Source organism: Streptomyces sp. NPDC096013 (assembly GCF_044763565.1).
Classification (GTDB): Bacteria; Actinomycetota; Actinomycetes; order Streptomycetales; family Streptomycetaceae; genus Streptomyces.
In genome coordinates, this window is record NZ_JBIWGK010000006.1 from 141,686 (window position 1) to 163,727 (window position 22,042).

Annotated in this window: 20 protein-coding genes; 10 read left to right on the forward strand and 10 right to left on the reverse strand. The window is 70.4% G+C overall.

The genetic code is table 11. The annotated features are described in order from the left end of the window. Positions 1-80: 80 nt before the first annotated feature. Both ACIRB1_RS21455 and aspS read right to left on the reverse strand, forming a co-directional pair. Positions 81-1,052, reverse strand: coding sequence for an intradiol ring-cleavage dioxygenase (locus tag ACIRB1_RS21455; protein ID WP_403466831.1), 972 nt, complete (start codon positions 1,050-1,052; stop codon positions 81-83). Between the two features lie 145 nt (positions 1,053-1,197). Next, the gene (gene aspS, locus ACIRB1_RS21460) at positions 1,198-2,961 is read right to left on the reverse strand and encodes an aspartate--tRNA ligase (protein ID WP_403466598.1); all 1,764 of its coding nucleotides are present in this window, start codon (positions 2,959-2,961) and stop codon (positions 1,198-1,200) included. A 165-nt stretch (positions 2,962-3,126) separates the two neighbouring features. Here aspS and ACIRB1_RS21465 point away from each other — a divergent pair, with 165 nt between their 5' ends. After that, positions 3,127-5,313 carry a SpoIIE family protein phosphatase gene (locus ACIRB1_RS21465; RefSeq protein ID WP_352179966.1) on the forward strand — a complete coding sequence of 729 codons (2,187 nt, stop codon included), beginning with the start codon at positions 3,127-3,129 and terminating at the stop codon, positions 5,311-5,313. Here ACIRB1_RS21465 and ACIRB1_RS21470 read toward each other — a convergent pair. Beyond that, a complete protein-coding gene (locus tag ACIRB1_RS21470; RefSeq protein ID WP_352179965.1) occupies positions 5,241-6,329 on the reverse strand; it encodes an AI-2E family transporter in 1,089 nt (362 codons plus the stop codon). The two genes, ACIRB1_RS21465 and ACIRB1_RS21470, sit on opposite strands and share 73 nt — an antisense overlap. Before the next feature lie 117 nt (positions 6,330-6,446). Here ACIRB1_RS21470 and ACIRB1_RS21475 point away from each other — a divergent pair, with 117 nt between their 5' ends. Beyond that, positions 6,447-6,683, forward strand: a complete 237-nt coding sequence (locus ACIRB1_RS21475) for a hypothetical protein (protein WP_352179964.1) — start codon at positions 6,447-6,449, stop codon at positions 6,681-6,683. Between the two features lie 65 nt (positions 6,684-6,748). Then, positions 6,749-6,952: a cold-shock protein gene (locus tag ACIRB1_RS21480; RefSeq protein WP_352179963.1), complete on the forward strand. Its 204-nt coding sequence runs from the start codon at positions 6,749-6,751 to the stop codon at positions 6,950-6,952. Positions 6,953-7,048: 96 nt separating this feature from the next. Here the strand turns inward: ACIRB1_RS21480 and ACIRB1_RS21485 are convergent, their stop codons facing one another. The 4 genes from ACIRB1_RS21485 to ACIRB1_RS21500 form a co-directional block, all read right to left on the reverse strand. Further along, positions 7,049-8,020 (reverse strand): pirin family protein, encoded by a 972-nt coding sequence (locus ACIRB1_RS21485; RefSeq protein ID WP_352179962.1) that lies wholly within the window; start codon positions 8,018-8,020, stop codon positions 7,049-7,051. A 129-nt stretch (positions 8,021-8,149) separates the two neighbouring features. Next, positions 8,150-8,623 carry an SseB family protein gene (locus tag ACIRB1_RS21490; RefSeq protein ID WP_019073480.1) on the reverse strand — a complete coding sequence of 158 codons (474 nt, stop codon included), beginning with the start codon at positions 8,621-8,623 and terminating at the stop codon, positions 8,150-8,152. A gap of 64 nt (positions 8,624-8,687) precedes the next feature. Beyond that, a complete protein-coding gene (locus tag ACIRB1_RS21495; protein ID WP_403466599.1) occupies positions 8,688-10,253 on the reverse strand; it encodes a zinc ribbon domain-containing protein in 1,566 nt (521 codons plus the stop codon). A 185-nt stretch (positions 10,254-10,438) separates the two neighbouring features. Continuing rightward, positions 10,439-11,218: a GntR family transcriptional regulator gene (locus tag ACIRB1_RS21500; RefSeq protein ID WP_352179960.1), complete on the reverse strand. Its 780-nt coding sequence runs from the start codon at positions 11,216-11,218 to the stop codon at positions 10,439-10,441. A gap of 241 nt (positions 11,219-11,459) precedes the next feature. On the opposite strand from ACIRB1_RS21500, the gene ACIRB1_RS21505 reads away from it, so the two are divergent. From ACIRB1_RS21505 to ACIRB1_RS21515, 3 genes are all read left to right on the forward strand, one after another. Beyond that, positions 11,460-13,286, forward strand: a complete 1,827-nt coding sequence (locus ACIRB1_RS21505) for an acyl-CoA dehydrogenase (RefSeq protein WP_403466600.1) — start codon at positions 11,460-11,462, stop codon at positions 13,284-13,286. Between the two features lie 120 nt (positions 13,287-13,406). Further along, positions 13,407-14,720 carry a M18 family aminopeptidase gene (locus ACIRB1_RS21510; protein WP_352179958.1) on the forward strand — a complete coding sequence of 438 codons (1,314 nt, stop codon included), beginning with the start codon at positions 13,407-13,409 and terminating at the stop codon, positions 14,718-14,720. 89 nt (positions 14,721-14,809) lie between these two features. Further along, positions 14,810-15,049: a DUF6458 family protein gene (locus ACIRB1_RS21515; protein ID WP_352179957.1), complete on the forward strand. Its 240-nt coding sequence runs from the start codon at positions 14,810-14,812 to the stop codon at positions 15,047-15,049. 131 nt (positions 15,050-15,180) lie between these two features. On the opposite strand, the gene ACIRB1_RS21520 is transcribed toward ACIRB1_RS21515, so the two are convergent. After that, on the reverse strand, positions 15,181-17,013 hold the full coding sequence (locus ACIRB1_RS21520) for an NHL domain-containing thioredoxin family protein (RefSeq protein WP_352179956.1): 1,833 nt from the start codon (positions 17,011-17,013) through the stop codon (positions 15,181-15,183). 29 nt (positions 17,014-17,042) lie between these two features. After that, positions 17,043-17,441, reverse strand: coding sequence for a cupin domain-containing protein (locus ACIRB1_RS21525; RefSeq protein WP_352179955.1), 399 nt, complete (start codon positions 17,439-17,441; stop codon positions 17,043-17,045). Between the two features lie 52 nt (positions 17,442-17,493). Between ACIRB1_RS21525 and ACIRB1_RS21530 the strand changes: the two genes are divergently transcribed. Both ACIRB1_RS21530 and ACIRB1_RS21535 read left to right on the forward strand, forming a co-directional pair. Then, a complete protein-coding gene (locus tag ACIRB1_RS21530) occupies positions 17,494-18,519 on the forward strand; it encodes a GlxA family transcriptional regulator (RefSeq protein ID WP_403466601.1) in 1,026 nt (341 codons plus the stop codon). Further along, complete coding sequence (locus tag ACIRB1_RS21535) at positions 18,516-19,007, forward strand: LURP-one-related family protein (protein ID WP_352179953.1); 492 nt, start codon at positions 18,516-18,518, stop codon at positions 19,005-19,007. The genes ACIRB1_RS21530 and ACIRB1_RS21535 overlap by 4 nt, the downstream gene beginning before the upstream one ends. 23 nt (positions 19,008-19,030) lie before the next feature. Here the strand turns inward: ACIRB1_RS21535 and ACIRB1_RS21540 are convergent, their stop codons facing one another. After that, positions 19,031-19,855, reverse strand: coding sequence for a carbon-nitrogen family hydrolase (locus ACIRB1_RS21540; protein ID WP_403466602.1), 825 nt, complete (start codon positions 19,853-19,855; stop codon positions 19,031-19,033). A gap of 180 nt (positions 19,856-20,035) precedes the next feature. Between ACIRB1_RS21540 and ACIRB1_RS21545 the strand changes: the two genes are divergently transcribed. Together ACIRB1_RS21545 and ACIRB1_RS21550 are read left to right on the forward strand one after the other, a co-directional pair. Then, the gene (locus tag ACIRB1_RS21545; protein ID WP_352179951.1) at positions 20,036-20,860 is read left to right on the forward strand and encodes a maleylpyruvate isomerase family mycothiol-dependent enzyme; all 825 of its coding nucleotides are present in this window, start codon (positions 20,036-20,038) and stop codon (positions 20,858-20,860) included. 334 nt (positions 20,861-21,194) lie between these two features. Next, a complete protein-coding gene (locus ACIRB1_RS21550; RefSeq protein ID WP_403466832.1) occupies positions 21,195-21,992 on the forward strand; it encodes an SAM-dependent methyltransferase in 798 nt (265 codons plus the stop codon). Positions 21,993-22,042 lie beyond the last annotated feature (50 nt).

Genomic DNA, 22,042 nt, shown 5'->3' on the forward strand with positions numbered 1-22,042 from the left:
TCGATATCCCTGTGGGTCCGCTGCGAGGTCTCCATGGTGGGGAGGCGGGGTGGGGTGGGCGTACGGGGCCGTGGGTTCGGTCAGGCCTCCGAGGGCGAGGGTGACGCCGACGGTGATGTGCTCGGCCCGCCCGGGCCTCCCGGTCCCCCGCCGTCCGACCCGTCGTGCGTCTCGTCCGGCGCCACCCCCAGGGTCAGCCGCGCCCGTACGCCCCGCCCGATCCGCCGCCTGTCGTACTGGAGGTACAGCAGGCCGCCCTCGTGGCCGTTCTGCGGGTAGATGCCGTCCTCGGTGAGGGTCGTGCGGGTCGCCGTGTTGGAGACGTACGGCTCCAGGACCGACGTCGCCAGCACCGACTTCTCGTCGAAGAAGAGCTGGCCCGTGTGGCAGGTGTGGCCGCCCTCGTAGCCCGCGTCCGTCCATGTGCCGTCGACGTGCACCTTGACGTGGATGTGGACGCAACGGCCCTGGTACCAGCCGGGGAAGACCGTCCTGAAGGTGACGTGGCCGTGGCGGTCGGTGTGCCAGGTGCCGCGCAGGAAGCGGTCGTCGTCGGTGGGTTCCTGGTGGCCTCCGCCGCCGCCGGGCGGGCCGCCCGTGGGGGTGCCGGTCGGGGTGCCGGACGGCGGCGGGCCCGTGGGGGCCGGGCCACCGCCGCCGCCCGCCTCGTAGCCGGAGTAGACGCCGGTCGCGTTGCAGTGCCAGATGTCGACGGCCGCGTTGCGCAGGGGTCTGCACGTGTCGGCGTCGATCACGGTGAGGTCGAGGGTGAGCGGGATGCCCTCCTGGTTCTCCGTAACGTCGCGGCGGAGCTTGTCCGCGTCGATGTAGTACGGGCCTTCGACCAGCTCCGAGGTGAGCGTGTAGCAGGTGTCCGCCGTCGGGCTCGCGGCCGCCGGGATGGCCTCCTGCGCGGAGGCGTTCGCCGCCAGCGCGCCGCCGACGCCCACCGCCGTCACCGCCGCGCCTCCGGCCACCAGGACCGTACGGCGCGCCAACTGCCCGTTGACCTTGGGGACTTCAGAATCCGTGGGGGGTACGGGGGAATCCATGGGGGGTACTGGGGAATCCGTCATGCCGGGGACGCTAGAGGCGCCCGACCTGACATGAACATGAGAATGCGCTGTGAATCCTGTGGCATACGAAAGGGGCTCGAAACCGTCGTCGGTTTCGAGCCCCCTCGCCTGCCTGGTGCTGCTACTTCGGCTGCGGCTTCCGCACCGACAGGTGCAGCTCGCGCAGACGCGCCTCGTCCAGCTCCGTCGGCGCGCCCATCATCAGGTCCTGCGCGTTGCCGTTGAGCGGGAACGCGATCGTCTCGCGGATGTTCGGCTCCTCCGCGAGCAGCATGACGATGCGGTCGACGCCGGGGGCGATCCCGCCGTGCGGCGGGGCGCCGAAGCGGAACGCGCGCAGCATGCCGGCGAACTGCTCCTCGACGGTGTCACGGTCGTAGCCCGCGATCTCGAAGGCCTTGAGCATGATGTCGGGCTCGTGGTTCCGGATCGCGCCGGAGGACAGCTCCACGCCGTTGCAGACGATGTCGTACTGCCAGCCCAGGATGTCCAGCGGGTCCTGGGTCTCCAGGGCCTCCAGACCGCCCTGCGGCATCGAGAACGGGTTGTGCGAGAAGTCGATCTTCCCGGTCTCCTCGTCCTTCTCGTACATCGGGAAGTCGACGATCCAGCAGAAGCGGAAGACGCCTTCCTCGAAGTGGCCCGCGCGCTTGGCGGCCTCGACGCGGACCGCGCCCATGATCTTCGAGACCTCTTCGAACTCGCCCGCGCCGAAGAACACCGCGTGGCCGGGGGCCAGCGACAGGCGCTTGGTCAGCTCGGCGATGTTCTCCTCGGTGAGGAACTTCGCGATCGGGCCCGTCAGCGAGCCGTCCTCGGTCACGCGGACCCAGGCCAAGCCCTTCGCGCCGAGGGTGACCGCGAAGTCGCCGAGCTGGTCGAAGAACTTGCGGGGCTGCGCCGAGACGTCCGGCACCGGCAGCGCGCGCACGTGCTTGCCGGCGAAGGCCTTGAACTCCGAGCCCTCGAACACGTCGGTGATGTCGGTGAGTTCGAGCTTGGCGCGCAGGTCCGGCTTGTCGGAGCCGTACTTCAGCATCGACTCGCGGAAGGGGATGCGCGGGAACGGCGAGGTGACCTCCTTGCCGCCGCCGAACTCCGTGAACAGCTCCGTCATCAGCTTCTCGATGGGCTGGAAGACGTCTTCCTGCTCCACGAAGCTCATCTCGACGTCGAGCTGGTAGAACTCGCCCGGCGAGCGGTCCGCGCGGGCGTCCTCGTCGCGGAAGCAGGGCGCGATCTGGAAGTAGCGGTCGAAGCCGGAGATCATCAGCAGCTGCTTGAACTGCTGCGGCGCCTGCGGAAGGGCGTAGAACTTGCCCGGGTTCAGACGGGACGGGACCACGAAGTCGCGCGCGCCCTCGGGGGAGGTCGCCGACAGGATCGGGGTGGCCATCTCGTTGAAGCCGAGGGCGACCATCTTCGAGCGGATCGAGGCGATCACGGAGGAGCGCAGCATGATGTTGCGGTGCATGCGCTCGCGGCGCAGGTCCAGGAAGCGGTACTCCAGGCGCCGCTCCTCGTTGACCCCGTCCTCGGTGTTGATCGTGAAGGGCAGCGGGGCGGCGGCGCCCAGCAGCTCGACCTCGCCGACCTCGACCTCGATCTCACCGGTCGGCAGATCCGGGTTCACGTTGTCCGTGCCGCGGGAGACGACCTTGCCGTCGACGCGGACCGTCGACTCCTTGGTCACCTTGTCGAGGGCCTCGTACGCGGGTGTGCCGGGGCGGGCGACGAGCTGCGTGATGCCGTAGTGGTCGCGCAGATCGATGAAGAGGATGCCGCCCAGGTCTCGGCGATTGTGCAGCCAGCCGCTCAGCCGGACGTCGGTGCCGACGTCAGAGGCGCGGAGCTCGCCGCAGGTGTGGGACCTGTACCGATGCATCGTCGTTCATCCAGCCTTCGCGGATCGGGGAGTGTTTCACGTGAAACGTCCGGGGCCGGAGCCCGGACGTCCCAAGGGTACCGGCCACCCATTGATCGCCTCCCCACCATTAACGCGAGGCTCCCTCGGTGGCAGGTTTCGATCCCGTCTTCTTAGAGTGGGGCAATGCGCACTGGTGAGCCCCTGCCCGCCGTGGGGGAGGTACTCGCCGCCCTCGCGACCGGTCTGTGGCGTTGGGATACCGCCTCGGATCTGGTCACGGTGGACGCCGAGGCCGCACGGCTGCTCGGGCTGCCCCCCGAACAGACCACCCTCACGGAGGCCCAGACCCGGGCCCGACTCCACCCCGTGGACTGGAACGAGATCACGGGGGTCGTCGGGCTGGCCGTCGCCGAGGGCACCCTCGCCGAGGTCCGCATCCGGATCATGGACGAGCGGGGCCGGATCATCCGCGTGGTCCGCAGCCGCTCCAAGCCGTCGTACAACCCCGAGAAACGGTCGTACGAGCTGATCGGCACCCTCCAGGAGGTCACCGAGCCCACACCGGGCACCCCGGCCGGGCGGACGGCGGTCACCGGTGACTGGCGGCGCTCCCGCGAGGCGTTCCTGCTGGACGCGGGCCGAGCGCTCGCCGAGGCGCGGTCAACGGCGGAGGTGCTGCGGGTCGCGGCGGGCCTGTCGATGCCGGGCTTCTCACCGGACGGGCTCGCCGTGTTCGGCGTCTCGGGCGACCGCCTGACGATCGTCGGCCATCACGGGCACCAGCCGGGCGACGAGGACCCGTTCTCGCACATGCCGATGGTGACGGACTACCCCGCCGCCGAGGTCGTACGGACGGGCCGTGCCGTCTATCTGTCCTCGCCCGAGCAGTACAAGGAGCGCTATCCGGTCACCTGGCCGCTCGCCCAGCACTTCCACCGGCAGTCGTGGGCGTTCCTGCCGCTGACCGTCGCCGGGCGGACGATGGGCGCCTGGATGGCCGCCTTCACCTACCCGGTCGCCTTCACACCCGACGAGCGGTCCGTCCTCACCACGGTCGCCCGCATGCTCGCCCAGGCCCTCTCCCGCGCCGGCGTCGCCGAATCCGAGCGCGAGCTCACCGACGGCCTCCAGCGCTCGATGCTGCCCACCCTGGGCCCGGAGATCCCCGGCATGAGCGTCGCCGCCCGCTACATCCCGACCGGCGGCGGCCTCCAGGTCGGCGGCGACTGGTACGACATGATCCCGCTGCCCGGGGGCACCCCCTCCGGGGGAGGCCGTATCGCCCTCGTCATCGGTGACGTACAGGGCCACGACGTGCGCGCCGCCGGGCTGATGGGCCAGCTCCGCATCGCCCTGCGCGCCTACGCCTCCGAGGGCCACCGCCCCGACGCCGTGCTGTCCCGGGCCTCCCGCTTCCTGCACGGCATCACCAACGGCGACGCCGAGAAGGCCGACCCGCGCTTCGCGACCTGCCTCTACGTCGAGGCCGACCCGGCGACCGGGGTCCTGGAGATCGCCCGCGCCGGCCACCCCGACCCGGCGATACGCATGGCGGACGGCACGGTGCTGACGCGGCCCACCGCGGGCGGACTCCCACTCGGCATCGACCCGGACGCCGACTACCCGACGACCACGCTCACCCTGGAGCCCGGCGAGACGATGCTGCTCTGCACCGACGGCCTGATCGAGACCGGCGGTCACGACCTCGACACCGGCTGGCAGCGCATCCGCACGATCCTGGAGGAGCACAAGGGCGACCTGGAGGAACTCGCCGACGCGCTCGTCCAGGCCGTCCACGGCCCCTCCTCGCACCACACCACCGGTCCGCTCGCGGACCGCCGCGAGGACGACATCGCCGCCCTCCTGCTGGCCCGGGAGGGCGAGACCTGCGGCTGCGGCGACACCGTCAGCGTGCCGCCGAGGGTCCGCCGTACGGTGCTCACGGTCGCGCAGGCCGAGCCCGAGCGGATCGCGGTGGCCCGGCAGCAGCTGCGGGAACTCCTCCACGACTGGACCGGCGCCGACCAGGTCGACTCGGCGGTGCTGCTCGTCTCCGAGATGCTCACCAACGTCCTCGTGCACACCGACGCCGACGCCCTGCTGACCGTCGAGGTGACCGGCGAGGTGGGCCGGCGGCGGATGCGGGTCGAGGTCACGGACGCAGGCGACGATCTCCCGCACAAGCGGCACCCCGGTGAACTGGCGTCCTCCGGGCGCGGGTTGCTCCTGATCGAACTCCTCGCCGAGACCTGGGGCGTCGACCCGAGGGGCGAGGGCAAGAGCATCTGGTTCGAGCTCTACGAGTCCGACGGCTCGGGCGACGGCGCGGTCGCCGGTGACGTCGCGGAGTTCGGTTCCTGGGACGCGTAGCGCTCCCGCAGTTCATGCACGACCCCGAAGGCGGCGGCGGTCAGCGGCACCGCGAGCAGCATGCCGAGAATCCCGGCGACGGAGGCGCCCGCGGTGATCGCGACCATCACGACCGCCGGGTGCATCTGCACGGTCCGGCTCTGGATCGCCGGCTGTAGCACGTGTCCCTCGAGGACCTGCACGGCCAGGACGACCCCGAGCGCCCACAGCGCGATCACGAAACCCCGGTCGGCGAGCGCGACCAGCACCGCGACCGCGCCGGAGAGGAACGCGCCGAGGTAGGGGATGTAGGCCCCCACGAAGACGAGCGCGGCCAGGCCGAACGCGCCCGGCACGTCCAGGACCAGCAGCCCGACGCCGATGCAGAGGGCGTCGATCAGCGCGATGACGGTGGTCCCCCGCATGAACCCCTCGACGCCCTCGAAGGCACGGCGGGCCATGGCCTCGACGACATCGGCGGTGCCGCGCGGGGCGAGCGAGCGCAGGAGTCCGGCGGCGCCGTCGGAGTCGCGGAGGAAGAAGAAGACGAGCAGCAGCGCCAGGACGGCCATCGCGATGGTCTCGCCGACGACACTGACCCCGCTGATGACGTTCGAGGCGGCCGTACCGCCGAACTTGGTCAGCAGCTCCTTGGCGTTGGACGCGAGATCGTCCACCGAGGTGCCGGCGGCCCCGAAGTGGTCGGCGAGGGACTTCCCCGCGTTCTTGAGCGAGGACACGATCTGGTCGCCGGTGTCGATCAGCGCGGCGACCACGATGTACACGGCCCCGCCGACCACGGCGACCACCGCGACACACGTGATCATCGCGGCCACCGACCGGTTCACGTGCGCCTTCACCAGCCGCCGGTACAGCGGCCCGAGCAGCGCGGTCCCCAGCAGCGCCAGCAGCACGGGCGTCACCGCGGTCTTCAGCTCGGCGCAGAGCCGGATTCCGACGTAGCCGACACCCGCGACGAGCAGGATGACGGCGCACCAGGCGGCGAGCCGTCGTACGGGATCGGGGAGGAGCTGCACACACCCACCCGATCACGCACCGGGCGGCCGGGCGCCCGGGACGAGCCGCCCGGGTGACGGCGGGCCGGGACCGGCGGTGTGGCGTGTCCGGGGGCTTCCGTCGGTCGTTGGCGGTGCATGAAGAAGATCATGATGCTGGCCGCGCTGCCCGCCGCCGCCCTCGCGTTCGCCGCCCCCGCCGCGCACGCCGACAACGACTCGAACTTCGGGAGCGGTGTGAACGCCGCGAACAACTGGAACTTCAGCGCGGCGTCCGTGTGCTTCCAGGAACTCGCCGTGGTGCCGGTGGGCGGCGCCGGGGTGGGCGACACCGTGAACCACTGCGTGAACGGAAACGTCCTGGACCCCTCCTGACGCGACTCTTAGTGCCGGTACAGTTACTTTCCGTTCAATGCGTCCAGCTCAAGGGAAGACATCGCATGGCTGAGGGAACTGTGAAGTGGTTCAACGCCGAGAAGGGGTTCGGCTTCATCGCGCCGGACGACGGCACGCCGGACGTCTTCGTCCACTACTCCGCGATCAACTCGGGCGGCTACCGCAGCCTTGAGGAGAACCAGCGGGTGTCCTTCACGACCACGCAGGGCCCCAAGGGCCCGCAGGCCGACCAGGTCCAGGTCGGCTGACCATCGCCCGACCCGGCGGTCACGCCGAACCGAACCGGCACAGACCGAAGCCCCGTCCGGCATGGACGGGGCTTCGGTCATTCCACGCGGTGGGGCTTACAGGCCGCCCTCACCCATTCCGTGCACGGCCGGGATCGTCCCCAGCCGGCCCTTCTGGAAGTCCTCGAACGCCTGCTGAAGCTCCTCGCGGGTGTTCATGACGAACGGACCGTAGTGGGCCATCGGCTCGCGGATCGGCTGACCGCCGAGGATCGCGACCTCCAGGTCCGGGGTGTTGCCGTCCTGCTGCTCGTCCGCGCGGACGGTCAGCGAGGAACCGGCGCCGAACACGGCGGTCTGGCCCATGTGGACCGGACGGCGGTCGGCACCGACCGAGCCCTTGCCCGCGAGGACGTAGACGAGGCCGTTGAAGTCCTCGCGCCAGGGCAGGGTCACTTCCGCACCCGGCGCCACCGTCGCGTGGATCATCGTGATCGGCGTGTGCGTGATGCCCGGACCCTGATGGCCGTCCAGCTCACCGGCGATGACGCGGAGCAGCGCGCCGCCGTCCGGGGTCGTCAGCAGCTGCACCTGGCCACCGCGGATGTCCTGGTAGCGCGGAGGCATCATCTTGTCCTTGGCCGGAAGGTTCACCCACAGCTGGAGGCCGTGGAAGAGACCGCCGGACATGACGAGCTGCTCCGGCGGCGCCTCGATGTGCAGCAGGCCCGCGCCCGCCGTCATCCACTGGGTGTCGCCGTTGGTGATGGTGCCGCCACCGCCGTTGGAGTCCTGGTGGTCGAAGATGCCGTCGATGATGTAAGTGACGGTCTCGAAGCCGCGGTGGGGGTGCCACGGGGTGCCCTTGGGCTCGCCCGGCGCGTACTCCACCTCACCCATCTGGTCCATCATGATGAACGGGTCGAGGTGGCGGTAGTTGATCCCGGCGAACGCGCGGCGCACCGGGAAGCCCTCACCCTCGAAACCGCTGGGCGCGGTCGAGACGGCGAGCACGGGACGTGCCACGGCGTCGGCCGGCGCGGCCACGCGGGGCAGGGTCAGCGGGTTCTCTACGGTCACTGCAGGCATGTCGGGACCTCCTTGTGCGTCGAGTTTAGTTGAGCGTTGAACTTTCTGCTACCCCACAACAGAAGAAGCCCGGAGGGCATTCCCTCCGGGCTCACACGGGAGACGGGGCGATCGACCGCCGCGGAGCGGTCAGCCGTACATCCGGCGCATGGCGAACTCCACCATCTGTTCGACCGCCTTCGCGTCGAACACCATCCGGTGCTCGCCCTCCATGTCGACGACGAAGCCGTACCCCGTCGGCAGCAGGTCGATGACCTCGGCGCCGGTGATGACGAAGTACTTGGACTCCTTGCCGGCGTAGCGGCGCAGTTCCTTGAGCGAGGTGAACATCGGGATCACCGGCTGCTGGGTGTTGTGGAGCGCGAGGAAGCCCGGGTTGTCGCCGCGCGGGCAGTACACCTTGGAGGTCGCGAAGACCTGCTGGAAGTCCTCGGCCGCCATCTGCCCGGTGGTGAACGCGCGCACCGCGTCCGCGAGCGAGGGCGGCGACGGCTCGGGGTAGAGCGGCGGCTGCTGGCCGTATCCGCCCACGCCACCGGCCATCTGCTGCTGGGGCGGGACGTACCCCTGCTGAGCGCCCACGTTCTGGTCGTAGCCGTACATGGGGGCAAGAGTACTGAGTGAACCTCTCCGGCCGCAGGCCGGAGTTTCTGTCCGACGAGCGCGTTCAGTCGGTGCGGGCGTACGCCCTGTCGGCACCCGGTGGGGTGGCAACACCTTGTTCACGGCTCTTGGTGTCCCGCCGGAGCGGGACGACAGCAACACCCTGATCGGCACTCAGGCCGTCTCGAGTGGCCCGGTTCCGGGCACTACTGCGGGCTTCCCGCCGATCGTCTCGACAGGCACGCTTGCGCGCCTTCTGATGACGGCCGTGGCGTTCCCGCTGGTCCGGCGACCAGCGTGGAGCGGCTCGCAGATACTTCACCCGGATCATGGCCCCGGGTGCAACCGGAACGAACGTCCCGTCGTTGACGGCCAGGGTGTGAATGTTCACCCCGCCCACCGCGCCCCGGTGCAGGACCAGAGCGCAGTTCTCGTTCACGCAGGTGTAGCGCCGCCCACGTGTCTTGCGACGGGTCAGGCAGTACGGGCAGGTCTGTGAGGAGTTCACCTCACCGATATGCCGTACTTTCAACCCGGTCTTGTAGGCGAGCTGGCGTTCTTGAGTGCCGCGCTCCCACTGCGACAGCTGCTGCCTGGTCGAGCGGGACGCACGACGCTTCTTCGCCGTGTCCCGCTCGATACCCCGGACATCCCCGACGACCAGGCGCACCACCACCCGCATCCCGTCCGGGGCCGCCTCCTCGTGCTGAGCGGTCACCTGCCGGACGAACCGATCGGCCTTCGCCGTCACCTGATGGTTGAAGTCACGCAGGCGCCGTTTCGTGCGTGAGGCGAGTTTCCCCTTCGCCGCCATGAGCCGACGGTGACGGCCCGACCCCTCGCGGCAGCGGGAGAGCTTGGACTGCAACTGGGCGTGCTTCTTGTTGCGTTCCCGCTTGATCGCCCTGGCCGTTCGCCCGTTGATCACCGTGACCTCGTACGCCCCGTCCGGAGTCCGCGCGGCCAGCGTCATCGGGTTGATGATGCCCTCGTCGATCGCGACGGTCACCACGCGGGTCCGGGCACAGAAGTCGTCGCCGACGTGAGCGTCCGTCAGGCCGTCCGCAGGGAGGTGATGCGAGATGTGCAACGCCCAGCGGCGGTCCCCGGCGTCCCAGCAGAGCTTCATCTCACCCCAGCGATCGGGGGTGACCAACTCGCCGTTCCTGTCGGTGAATTCAGGAACCGGCAGGACGATCCGCTCGCGGCCTCGCCCGAGCGAGAGTGCCAGCTCTCCGTCCCGGGTGACCCGCCACCCCGAACGGGCGCTGAACACCAGCGGTCTGTACGCCTTCTTCCGCCAGGGGAGGCGCACGCCGCGCATTCCCTTCGCCTTGTTGGTCCGGGCTGTGGCGATCACATCCGCCAGGTCGTACGCGACAGCCTGGGAGGTATGCGCGTGTAGCGGACGGTCTTCGGAAGGCAGCGCGGTCACGTACCGCCGCATGTCCTCTCGCCCCGGCGAACGTCCCTCGGCCCACTCGCCCCGCACCCAGGCCACCACTCTGTTCCACAGCAACGCCGATGCGTGGCAGGCCTGGTGGGCCCGTTCGTGTTCGGCCCGGTTCAGCCACACGGGGACCACGGCCGTCAGGACCCGGGACTTCTCCCCTCCGCCGCTCGGACTCACCGACAATCGTCCCGGCTTGCCAGGCGAAGCAGTCGAGCGTCGTCGCCACCGACCGTCGGCATCTGTCGCCCCGTTCCCCCTCACCCATACACTCATGTGTATGAGTGCCGTTTCAGCCTGCCGCCTTTGACCGGCCGAGTCAACCGGTTTCACTCGTAAGGGAGTTCGGCGCCCGGGTTTGGTCTTCAGTCCGCGGCCTGGATGCGGTACTCAAGCACGAAGCGGTCCGCGGCCATCACCGTGTCACAGACCTCGACGACCTGGCCTTCCGCGGACACCGCCTCACGCGTGAGCAGGATGACCGCGGCTCCCGGGCTGAGCGAGAGGGTGGTGCACTCCTGCTTCGTCGCGATCCTGGCTCGCACGGATTCCACGAACTCCGCGATCTCGAGGCCGTGTTCTTCCAGGCGCGCGTAGATCCCCTCGGGACCTGAATCCTCGGCGAGCAGCTGCGGGATCTCGTCGACGAGTTCCCAGCGCAGGTACGAGGTCGCCTCTTCGACCGGAACCCCGTCGCTGAAGTACAGACGCCGCCTCTCCAGCACCGTCGCCCCCGGGTCGACACCGAGGCGGCGCGCGATGTCCGTCGGAGCGTCGGCGGACCCGGCGTACAGATCGCTGACCCTCACCTCGCCGTCCGCCCACTCCGCCTCCGCCGGAAAAGCGGCCTGCGCGGCGGACCGGTCCGAGCGGCGGAAGCGGTCGGACGACTTCCGGTACGTCAGGGCCCGCGCCTTGACGAAGGAACCTCGCCCCTGATGCGTCTCCACCAGCCCGCTGACGCGGATCTCCGTCATCGCCTTGCGGACCGTACCCACAGACACCCCGTAGCGGGCCATCAGCTCGCTCTCGCTCGGGACCTGCAGCCCCGGCCGGAGGAAACCACTCCTGATCTGCTCCAGGACGTCGTCCGCGACCTGGAGGTACTTGGGTACTGCCGCTCGCCGCCCGGCCTCGCTCCGCATGCTTCTCCGCTTTCTCATCCGCTCATGTGCATGGGTACCGGTCCGGTCGGGGCTGGTCAACGCCACCGCGACCGACGAACAGGTACCGGTCCCGGCGAGTTAGACCCTCGTCACAGATGGACGGCTTGGGGTTGCTTCTTATTACCGACGGGTAGCATCATCGTAGCTACTGCTTGGTACACAGCTCGATACGCAGCTCAGTACACATCTCGTTGCACATATCTCTTACGGAGTCGTCGCCATGGGGCACTACAAGTCGAATCTCCGCGACATCGAGTTCAACCTCTTCGAGGTCCTCGGGCGCGACAAGCTGTACGGCACCGGTCCCTTCGCGGAGATGGACACGGACACCGCGAAGAGCGTCCTGGCGGAGCTGACACGCCTCTCGGAGAACGAGCTGGCCGAGTCCTTCGCGGACGCCGACCGCAACCCTCCCGTCTTCGACCCCGAGACCAACACCGCGCCCGTCCCGGCCTCCTTCAAGAAGTCGTACAAGGCGTTCATGGACTCCGAGTACTGGCGGCTGGGCCTGCCCGAGGAGATCGGCGGCTCCACCGCGCCCCGCTCCCTCATCTGGGCCTACGCGGAGCTGGTGCTCGGCGCGAACCCGGCCGTCTGGATGTACTCCTCGGGTCCCGCGTTCGCGGGCATCCTCTTCGAGGAGGGCAACGACGTCCAGAAGCACATCGCGAAGATCGCCGTCGACAAGCAGTGGGGCTCCACCATGGTCCTCACCGAGCCCGACGCGGGCTCGGACGTCGGCGCCGGCCGCACCAAGGCCGTCCAGCAGGACGACGGCTCCTGGCACATCGAGGGCGTGAAGCGCTTCATCACCTCCGGTGAGCACGACATGTCGGAGAACATCCTCCACTACGTCCTCGCCCGCCCCGAGGGCGCCGGACCGGGCACCAAGGGCCTGTCCCTGTTCCTCGTCCCGAAGTACGAGTTCGACTTCGAGACCGGCGAGCTGGGCGAGCGCAACGGCGTCCACGCGACGAACGTCGAGCACAAGATGGGCCTGAAGGCCTCCAACACCTGCGAGATGACCTTCGGCGACCGCCACCCCGCCAAGGGCTGGCTGATCGGCGACAAGCACGACGGCATCCGCCAGATGTTCCGCATCATCGAGTTCGCCCGCATGATGGTCGGCACGAAGGCGATCTCCACCCTGTCGACGGGCTACCTGAACGCGCTGGAGTACGCCAAGGAGCGCGTCCAGGGCCCCGACCTGGCGAACTTCATGGACAAGACCGCGCCCAAGGTCACCATCACGCACCACCCCGACGTGCGCCGCTCGCTCATGACGCAGAAGGCCTACGCCGAGGGCATGCGCGCCCTGGTGCTGCACACCGCCGCGATCCAGGACGAGATCCAGGTCAAGGAGGCCTCCGGCGAGGACACCGCCGCCCTGGAGGCCCTGAACGACCTGCTCCTGCCGATCGTGAAGGGCTACGGCTCCGAGAAGGGCTACGAGCAGCTCGCCCAGTCGCTCCAGACCTTCGGCGGCTCCGGGTTCCTCCAGGAGTACCCGATCGAGCAGTACATCCGGGACGCCAAGATCGACACCCTGTACGAGGGCACCACCGCGATCCAGGGCCAGGACTTCTTCTTCCGGAAGATCGTCCGCAACCAGGGCGCGGCCCTCAACTCCCTCGCCGAGGACATCAAGAAGTTCCTCGCGCTGGGCACCGGCGGGGAGGACCTGGCGGGCGCCCGCGAGCACCTCGCCAAGGCGGCCGTCGAGCTGGAGGCCATCGTCGGCCTGATGCTGACCGACCTCGCGGCGACCGAGCAGGACGTCAAGAGCATCTACAAGGTGGGCCTCAACACCACCCGCCTGCTGCTCGCCTCCGGTGACGTCGTCGTCGGCTACCTGCTCCTCCGGGGTGCCGCGATCGCCGCCGAGAAGCTGGAGACCGCCCCGGCCAAGGACAAGGCCTTCTACACCGGCAAGATCGCGGCGGCGAAGTTCTTCGCGGCCACGGTTCTGCCCGGCGTGACCCTCGCCCGCAAGGTGGCCGAGGGCGTAGAACTGGACCTGATGGAGCTGGACGAGGCGGCCTTCTAGGCGGCCGCGAACACGTTCCAGGACAACACCGGTACAGCTTCGCGAAACCCCACATCGCCCTTGTGAGGGCCCGCTCCCGACACCGGGGGCGGGCCCTCGTACGTCGTTAAGGTGAACCCCATGAGCGAACCCTCCCGCTTCGACCGCGGCCACACCGACGACCTGATGTCCTTCCTGGCGGCGAGTCCCACGCCGTACCACGCCGTGGCGAACACCGCCGAGCGGCTGGAGAAGGCCGGCTTCAGGCAGGTCGCCGAGACGGACGCCTGGGACACCGGGACGCCGTCGGCCGCCGCGGGGATCGGCGGCAAGTACGTGCTGCGCGGCGGCGCGATCGTCGCCTGGTTCGTCCCCGAGGGCGCCGCCCCCCACACCCCCTTCCGGATCGTCGGCGCGCACACCGACTCCCCGAACCTGCGGGTCAAGCCGCGCCCCGACACCGGCGCGCACGGCTTCCGCCAGGTCGCCGTCGAGATCTACGGCGGTCCGCTGCTCAACTCCTGGCTGGACCGGGATCTCGGCCTCGCCGGACGGCTGAGCCTCCGGGACGGCTCGACCCGGCTGGTGAACGTGGACCGGCCGCTGCTCAGAGTGCCCCAACTCGCCATCCACCTGGACCGTTCCGTGTCGGCGGACGGACTCAAGCTCGACAAGCAGCGCCACCTCCAGCCGATCTGGGGCCTCGGTGACGACGTCCGCGACGGCGACCTGATCGCCTTCCTGGAGGAGGAGTCGGGGCTCGCGCCCGGGGAGGTCACCGGCTGGGACCTGATGACCCACTCCGTGGAGGCGCCCGCCTACCTGGGCCGCGACCAGGAGCTCGTCGCCGGGCCGCGCATGGACAACCTGCTGTCCCTGCACGCCGGCCTCGCCGCTCTCACCTCCGCCGCCCACGAGAACCTGCCGTACATCCCCGTGCTGGCCGGCTTCGACCACGAGGAGAACGGCTCGCAGTCCGACACGGGCGCGGACGGGCCGCTGCTCGGCGGAATCCTGGAGCGCTCGGTGTTCGCGCGCGGCGGCTCCTACGAGGACCGGGCGCGGGCGTTCGCCGGGACGGTCTGCCTGTCCTCGGACACGGGCCACGCGGTGCACCCCAACTACGCGGAGCGGCACGACCCGACGCACCACCCCCGTGTCAACGGCGGCCCGATCCTCAAGGTCAACGTCAACAACCGCTACGCCACGGACGGTTCGGGCCGCGCGGTGTTCGCCGCCGCCTGCGAGAAGGCCGGCGTGCCCTTCCAGACCTTCGTCTCCAACAACTCCATGCCCTGCGGCACGACGATCGGCCCGATCACCGCGGCCCGGCACGGCATCAAGACCGTCGACATCGGCGTGGCGATCCTCTCGATGCACAGCGCCCGCGAACTCTGCGGCGACAGCGACCCGTTCCTGCTGGCCAACTCGCTGAGGGCGTTCCTCGAAGGGTAGTCAACCGCCGCCCGGCGCATGGGTGTTGTTTCCCCGGGTACCCGGTGTCCGACCGGGCCGACCGGACCGGACACAGGGAGGCGACACTCATGGGCCTGGGCGGATGCATCATCCTCATCGCCGTCGGCGCGATCCTCACGTTCGCGACCGACTGGCACATGCAGGGGGTCAATCTCGACCTGGTCGGCGTCATTCTCATGGTCGTCGGGCTGATCGGCGTCGTGACGTTCACCAGTATGGCCAAGCGCCGCCGCGTGGTGGTTCCGGGTCAGACGACGGTCGTCGAGGAGGACGAGACGCGCGGCTACCGCGGTGGCTACGGCGCCTGAGCGGTCGGCGGGCAGGACATGCACGCCCAAACCAGAGCAATCCGTGACGCGGTGCGCGATGGGCGCTTGTGTGAACCTCGTGAAGACTTTGTGCGGTTGAGGGCCCGGGGCTGAGGCAGCCCCGGGCCCTCTCAGTCGTCGTCCATCCCCGCCAGCACCAGGGGGAGCCGGTCCGCGCCGCCCTCGGCGAGGCGCACCGGAACGCCCCAGTCCTGCTGGTGGACGTGGCAGGCCGGATACGCGTTCGCCGGGTCGTCGTCGCAGGACGCGGCCATCGCGGAGACGTGCAGCACGCCTTCCGCCACGGCCGGGTCGAGGGTCAGGGTGCGGTGCAGGTCCGTGCCCGCGCCCTCGCCCGCGAGGAGCAGCTCGGGCGGGGTCGCGGAGACGAGGAGCCGGGTCGAGGGGCCGTAGCGCGTGTCGAGTTTCTGGCCGGCCGGGGCCTGGAAGATGACGTCCAACCGCAGCTCGCCGGGGGCGACTTCGGTGGCCGCGCGCCGGGTGCGGTGGGCGACGGACTCGACCCGCACCGCTTCGTCCGGGAGGCGCAGCCGGGTCAGCCGGTGCCGGGCCGACTCGACGACCAGGATCTCGTCACCGGCGAGCACGGCGTCACTCGGCTCCCTCAAGTCCGTGGCCAGCGTGGTGACTTCGCCGGTCGCGGGGTCGTAGCGGCGCAGCGCGTGGTTGTACGTGTCGCTGATCGCGACCGAGCCGTCCGGGAGCGCGGTGACGCCCAACGGGTGCTGGAGCAGCGCCTGTTCGGCCGGTCCGTCGCGGTGGCCGAAGTCGAAGAGGCCGGTGCCCACGGCGGTGTGGACCGCGCCGTCGGCATCCACCCAGCGCAGCGCGGACGTCTCGGAGTCGGCGAGCCACAGGCGGTCGGCGGTCGCGGCGAGTCCGGAGGGCTGGGCGAACCACGCCTCGGGTCCGGGTCCGTCGACGAGCCCCTCATTGGTGGTGCCGGCGGTGACGGCGACCGTGTCGTCGGCCGGGTCGTAGGCCCAGAGCTGGTGGACGCCGGCCATGGCGATCCACACCTTGCCCTGCCACCAGGCCACGTCCCAGGGGGACGAGAGGCTGATCTCGCGCGCGGGGCCCGCGGTGGGCTCGCCCTGCATCCACTGACGGCCCGTGCCGGCGAGGGTCGTGACGGCGCCGGTGGTGAGGTCGAGGCGGCGCAGCGCGTGGTTCACCGTGTCGGCGACGACGACCGAGCCGTCCTCCAGGAGCGTGAGGCCCTGCGGTTCGCTGAAGGTGACCGAGTCGGCCGGCCCGTCCTGGAGGCCGCGGGCGCCGGAGCCGATCCGCCGGACGACGCTCTCGCCGTCCGCTGCCAGCTCGACCAGCTGGTGCCGGGTGGTGTCGCTGACCAGGAAGGTGCCGCCGGGGAGGGCGATCGCCTTGCCGGGGAAGCGCAGCACGGTGGGCTCGGGCTCCGGCGGTACGTACGGGCCGTCGCCGCGCCGGAGCGTGCCCTTCGCCGCGTGCTCGGTCTCCAGCTCCGTCACCAGGCGCTCGATGGCGTGCGCGTGGCCCTCGCCCGCGTGCTGTGCGACGACGTAGCCCTCCGGGTCGATGACGACGAGCGTCGGCCAGGCGCGGACGGCGTACTGCTTCCAGGTGGACAGCTCCGGGTCGTCCAGGACCGGGTGCTCCACGCCGTAGCGCTCGACCGCGTCCTCGACCGCCCGGTGCTCGGCCTCGTGCGCGAACTTCGGGGAGTGGACGCCGATGATCACGACCGTGTCCCGGTGCTTCTCCTCCAGCTCACGGAGTTCGTCCAGGACATGCAGGCAGTTGATGCAGCAGAAGGTCCAGAAATCCAGGATGACGATGCGGCCCCGCAGGTCGGCGAGGGTGTACCGCTTCTCGCCCGTGTTCAGCCAGCCGCCCTTGCCGGTCAGCTCGGGGGCGCGGACGCGGGCTCGGCGGGGTGTCGGGGCCGGGGTTGCATCGGTCATGGATCAAGAGTGCCACCCGCCACTGACAGTCACGGCAGCGCGTGCCCCGTCGTCGCGTCCACGTGGTCCGGTACGGCCTCGTGGTGGTCGCCGACCGTGAGGGTGCCGGTCGGTTCGAGGAGGAGGATCTCGGAGGGGACCGGGGCGTAGGGCTTGTGCTCGGTGCCGCGCGGGACGGTGAAGACGGAGCCCTTGGGGAGGACGACCGTGCGTTCGCCGGAGCCAGGCTCCCGCAGGGCGATATGCAGTTCGCCCTCCAGGACCAGGAAGAACTCGTCGGTGTGGTCGTGCGTGTGCCAGAGGTGTTCGCCCTCGACCTTGGCGACGCGGACGTCGTAGTCGTTGACGGTGGTGACGATGCGGGGGCTCCAGCGGTCGGCGAAGGAGGCGAGGGCGGCGGGGAGGGAGACGGGTTCGGTGGCTGTCATGGGATCAGCCTGCGGGGTGCCGGGGCGGCTCCACGAGTGCTAGGAATCGCATATGCCGCAAGAATCCTCTCAGCAGCCGCACCGCCCCCCTCGATCTCATCGCCCGCATCGGGTCGCCGTCATCGTCGACGAGGGCACCAACCCCTTCGAGGTGGGCGTCGCGACCGAGCTGTTCGGGCTGCCGCGGCCGGAACTCGGGCTGCCCGGGCCGCTGTATGAGGTGCTCGTGTGCACGCCCGCGCCCGAGGTGCGGATGAACCACGGGTTCTTCACCCTCTCCGGGGCGCACGATCTCGACGCGGTGGACTCGGCGGACACCCTCGTGGTGCCGGGGCGCCCCGACAACGTCGTACCGCGCGGGGCCGCCGTGCTCGACGCCATCCGGCGCACCCACGCGCGCGGGGCCCGTGTCATGAGCCTGTGCACCGGCACCTTCGCGCTCGCCGAGGCGGGGCTGCTGGACGGGCGCCGGGCCACCACCCACTGGATGTGGGCCGAGCTCTTCCGCACCCTGCACCCGCGCGTGCGGCTCGAACCGGACGTTCTCTTCGTGGACGACGGGGACGTCCTCACCGCCTCCGGGAGCGCCGCCGCGCTCGACCTGGGGCTGCATGTCGTACGGCGTGACCATGGCGCGGAGATCGCCAACGCGGTGTCCAGGAGACTCGTCTTCGCGGCCCACCGGGACGGCGGGCAACGGCAGTTCGTGGAACGGCCGCTGCCCGATGTGCCCGACGAGTCCCTCGCGCCGCTGCTCGCGTGGGCCCGGGAGCGGCTGGGCGAGCCGTTGACGGTGGCCGGCCTGGCCTCCCGGGCGGCCGTCTCCCCCGCGACCCTGCACCGGCGGTTCAGGGCGCAGCTCGGGACGACGCCGTTGGCGTGGCTGACCGGGGAGCGCGTGGCGCTCGCGTGCCGGCTGATCGAGCGCGGGGAGGAACGGCTCGACGTGGTCGCCGCGACCTGCGGTCTGGGCACCGGCGCGAACCTCCGGACGCGGCTGCGGAGGGAGACCGGATTGAGCCCGTCGGCCTACCGGCGGCGTTTCGGACCCGCGTCCGGGGAAGCCGTAAGGGCATGAGATTCCTCGTACGCGATCGGATCCTCGGCTTCGGTGAGGATTACTGGATCGAGGACCAGCACGGCAACAAGGTGTTCCTGGTCGACGGCAAGGCCATGCGCATCAGGGACACCTTCGAGCTGAAGGACACGCACGGGCGCGTGCTCATCGACTTCCACAAGAAGATGCTCGCCCTGCGCGACACGATGGTCATCGAACGGGACGGCGAGCCCCTGGCGACCATCAAGCACAAGCGGTTCTCCCTGCTGCGCAACCACTACAAGGTGTCCCTGGTCGACGGCACCGAACTCGACGTCAGCGGCAAGATCCTGGACCGCGAGTTCGGCATCGACTACGATGGCGAACTCCTCGCCCAGATCTCCCGCCGCTGGCTGCACATCCGGGAGACCTACGGCGTCGACATCGTCCGGGAGGACGCGGACGCGCCCCTGCTGATCGCGGTGGCGGTCTGCGTGATCCACCTGGCGGAGAAGGAACGGGAGGACTGACGCCCCCTGCCGGAATCCGCTCCTCACCCGGCGCGGCGCGGCCGTTCCAGGCCCAGCACCCGGTCCTTGAGGGCCGGGAACTGGTCCCGCGTCACGGCCACCTTCGCCGGGTCGAAGTCCACCGTCAGGATCTGCTCCCCCGCGCCCGCCTCCGCGAGGACCTCGCCCCAGGGATCGACCACGATCGAGTGACCGGCCTGGGGAACTCCGGCGTGGGTACCGGCCGTTCCGCATGCGAGGACGAACGACTGGTTCTCGACCGCGCGGGCCTGGGCCAGCAGGGTCCAGTGGGAGCGGCGGCGCTCGGGCCAGCCCGCGGGGAGGACGAGGGTCTCGGCGCCGGCGTCGACGAGGCCGCGGAAGAGTTCGGGGAAGCGGAGGTCGTAGCAGGTGCCGAGACCGATGACCGTCTCGGGCAGACGGACCGTCACCAGCTCGCTGCCCGCGCCCATCAGCACCGCCTCGCCCTTGTCGAAGCCGAAGCGGTGGATCTTGCGGTAGGCGGCGGCCAGTTCACCGGAGGGGGAGAAGACGAGGGACGTGTTGTAGAGGGAGCCGGAGCCCGCGGCGGAGCCGCTGTCGGATGCTGTGCGCTCGGGGATCGAGCCCGCGTGCAGCCACACGCCCGCGTCGCTCGCCGCCTTGGCCATCGCCTCGTAGGTGGGACCTTCGAGCGGCTCGGCCTCGTCGGCGAACCGCTCGTAGGCGAACGCACCGGTGGTCCACAGCTCCGGCAGGATCACCAGGTCCGCACCGGCCTGCTCACGCACCAGGGACGCCACCCGAACCCGACGGGATTCGATCGATTCGCCCTCTTCTACGGCGATTTGAAGGAGAGAGGCGCGCACACTACCACCGTCCTGGCATTCGAGCCGTTCACACGGGCCTACGATCGTCACACGAAAGCACTGCCGGGGTGCCTCACAGCAGCGTAACTTAGCGTTTTAAGACACCCGCCGACAGCCACCTCCCGCTGGCAACGCCGCCCGCCACCCGACCTGTACCGACCGCCGAGGGGTCCCGTTTCCGTGAGTCTGCATCCCACTCTCCAGCCCTACGCCGACGCTTGGACCCACTCCATCGACGCGATATCCGAGCTGGTGACCCCGCTCGCGGAGGGAGAGTGGAACCGGCGAACGCCGTGCCCGGGCTGGTCGGTGCGTGACGTGGTCTCCCATGTCATCGGGCTGGACAACGAGATGCTGGGCGACCCCCGCCCGATCCACACCCTCCCGCGCGACCTCTACCACGTCACCAACGAGCACCAGCGGTACATGGAGATGCAGGTCGACGTACGGCGTCACCACACGGCACCGGAGATGACGTCGGAGCTGGAGTACACGATCATCCGCCGCAACCGCCAGCTGCGGAACGAGTCGCGCGACCCCGGCACGAAGGTGCGCGGCCATGTCAGCACCGAGGTCACGCTGGAAGAGTCGATGCGGAACCACGCGTTCAACGTGTGGGTGCACGAGCAGGACCTGCGCGCCGCCCTCGGCCGCCCCGGCAACCTGGACTCGCCCGGCGCGCACGTCGCCCGTGACGTGCTCCTCGCCGCGCTCCCGAAGGTCGTCGCCGACGACTCGGGCGCACCGCGCAGCTCGGCGGTCGTCTTCGACGTGCACGGCCCGATCGAGTTCCTCCGCACGATCCGCGTCGACATCCAGGGCCGCGGCACCCTGGAGACGGTCCCGGCCCTCGGCCCGGCCGCGACGCTGATCCTCGACTGGGAGACGTACGTACGACTGGCCTGCGGGCGGGTCTCCCCCGACTCGGTGTCGGACAAGATCAAGGCGGACGGCGATCCGGAGCTGTCGGCTTCGATACTGCGGAACTTCACGGTGACCAAGTAGGGACGGTCACCGGCGGGGAGCGGGGCGGTCACCCGGCGAGAGCGGCGCGGGGGGCGCGGACAGCGCGGGGCGGGAGCGACGCGGGGAGCGGCGGCGGCGGCGCTGGGATCGGCGGCGGTGCTGAGCTCGTGAACCGCGCGGGGATCGGCGGCGGCGCTGCGAGCGGCACCGGCGCTGGGCGTGGGGGCGCGGGAGCGGCGCCAAGAGCGCGAACGGCGTGGGGCGGTGGAACGGCGCCGGGAGTTGGAGCGGGTGCGGAGTTGGAGCGGCCGGGCGGAAACTCGGTGTTGCCGGGCCGCCAGCTGTCGGTAGCCTCCGCCGCATGTCTGACGTGATGTCCCCCCGAAGCGAGACCGCCGGCGGTACCGAGCCCGCCGAGCCCGGCGACGGGCCTCCCCGGCTCACCCGGCTCACCTTTCACAACCCCCTCTCCGAGGCGCGGGCCGACGGGATCGTGCGGCGGCTGGCCGGTGCGGGGCCGCGTACGGTGCTCGACATCGGGTGCGGCTGGGGCGAGTTGCTGCTCCGGGTGCTGGCCGCCGTACCGGAGGCGCGGGGCGTCGGGGTCGATGTGAACGCGCGGGATCTGGCGCGCGGGCGGCGGAACGCCGAGGCACGGGGGCTGGCCGGGCGGGTCGAGTTCGTCGAGGAGTCGGCCGTGGGGACGGGGCGCGGGCCCGCCGATCTCGTGCTGTGCCTGGGAGCAAGCCAGGCTCTCAGCGACGCGGAGGCCCCCGAGCACACCGCCGTGGCCCTGCGGGAGTTGCGGCGGCTCGTCGGCGACGGGGGGCGTGTGCTGCTCGGTGAGGGGTTCTGGCAACGCCCGCCCACGGAGGCCGAGTTGGCCGGCATGTGGCCGGGGGCGCACAGCGGCGAACACCATGACCTCGGGACGCTCGTCGATCTCGCCGTGGCGGCCGGGTTCCGCCCCGAGTGGACCGAGACGGCGAACGCGGACGAGTGGGAGGAGTTCGAGTCCGGGTACCAGGCGGACGCCGAGGTGTGGCTCGCCGGGCACGACAGCCACCCGCTGGCCGCCGCGACCCGCGAACGCCTCGACCGGCACCGGGCCCAGTGGATGAGCTACCGGGGCGTGTTGGGGATCGCCTACCTCACGCTCGTGGCGGCCTGACACTCACGACGACCTGACGCCCATGACGGCTGACGCCCACGGCAGCCTCA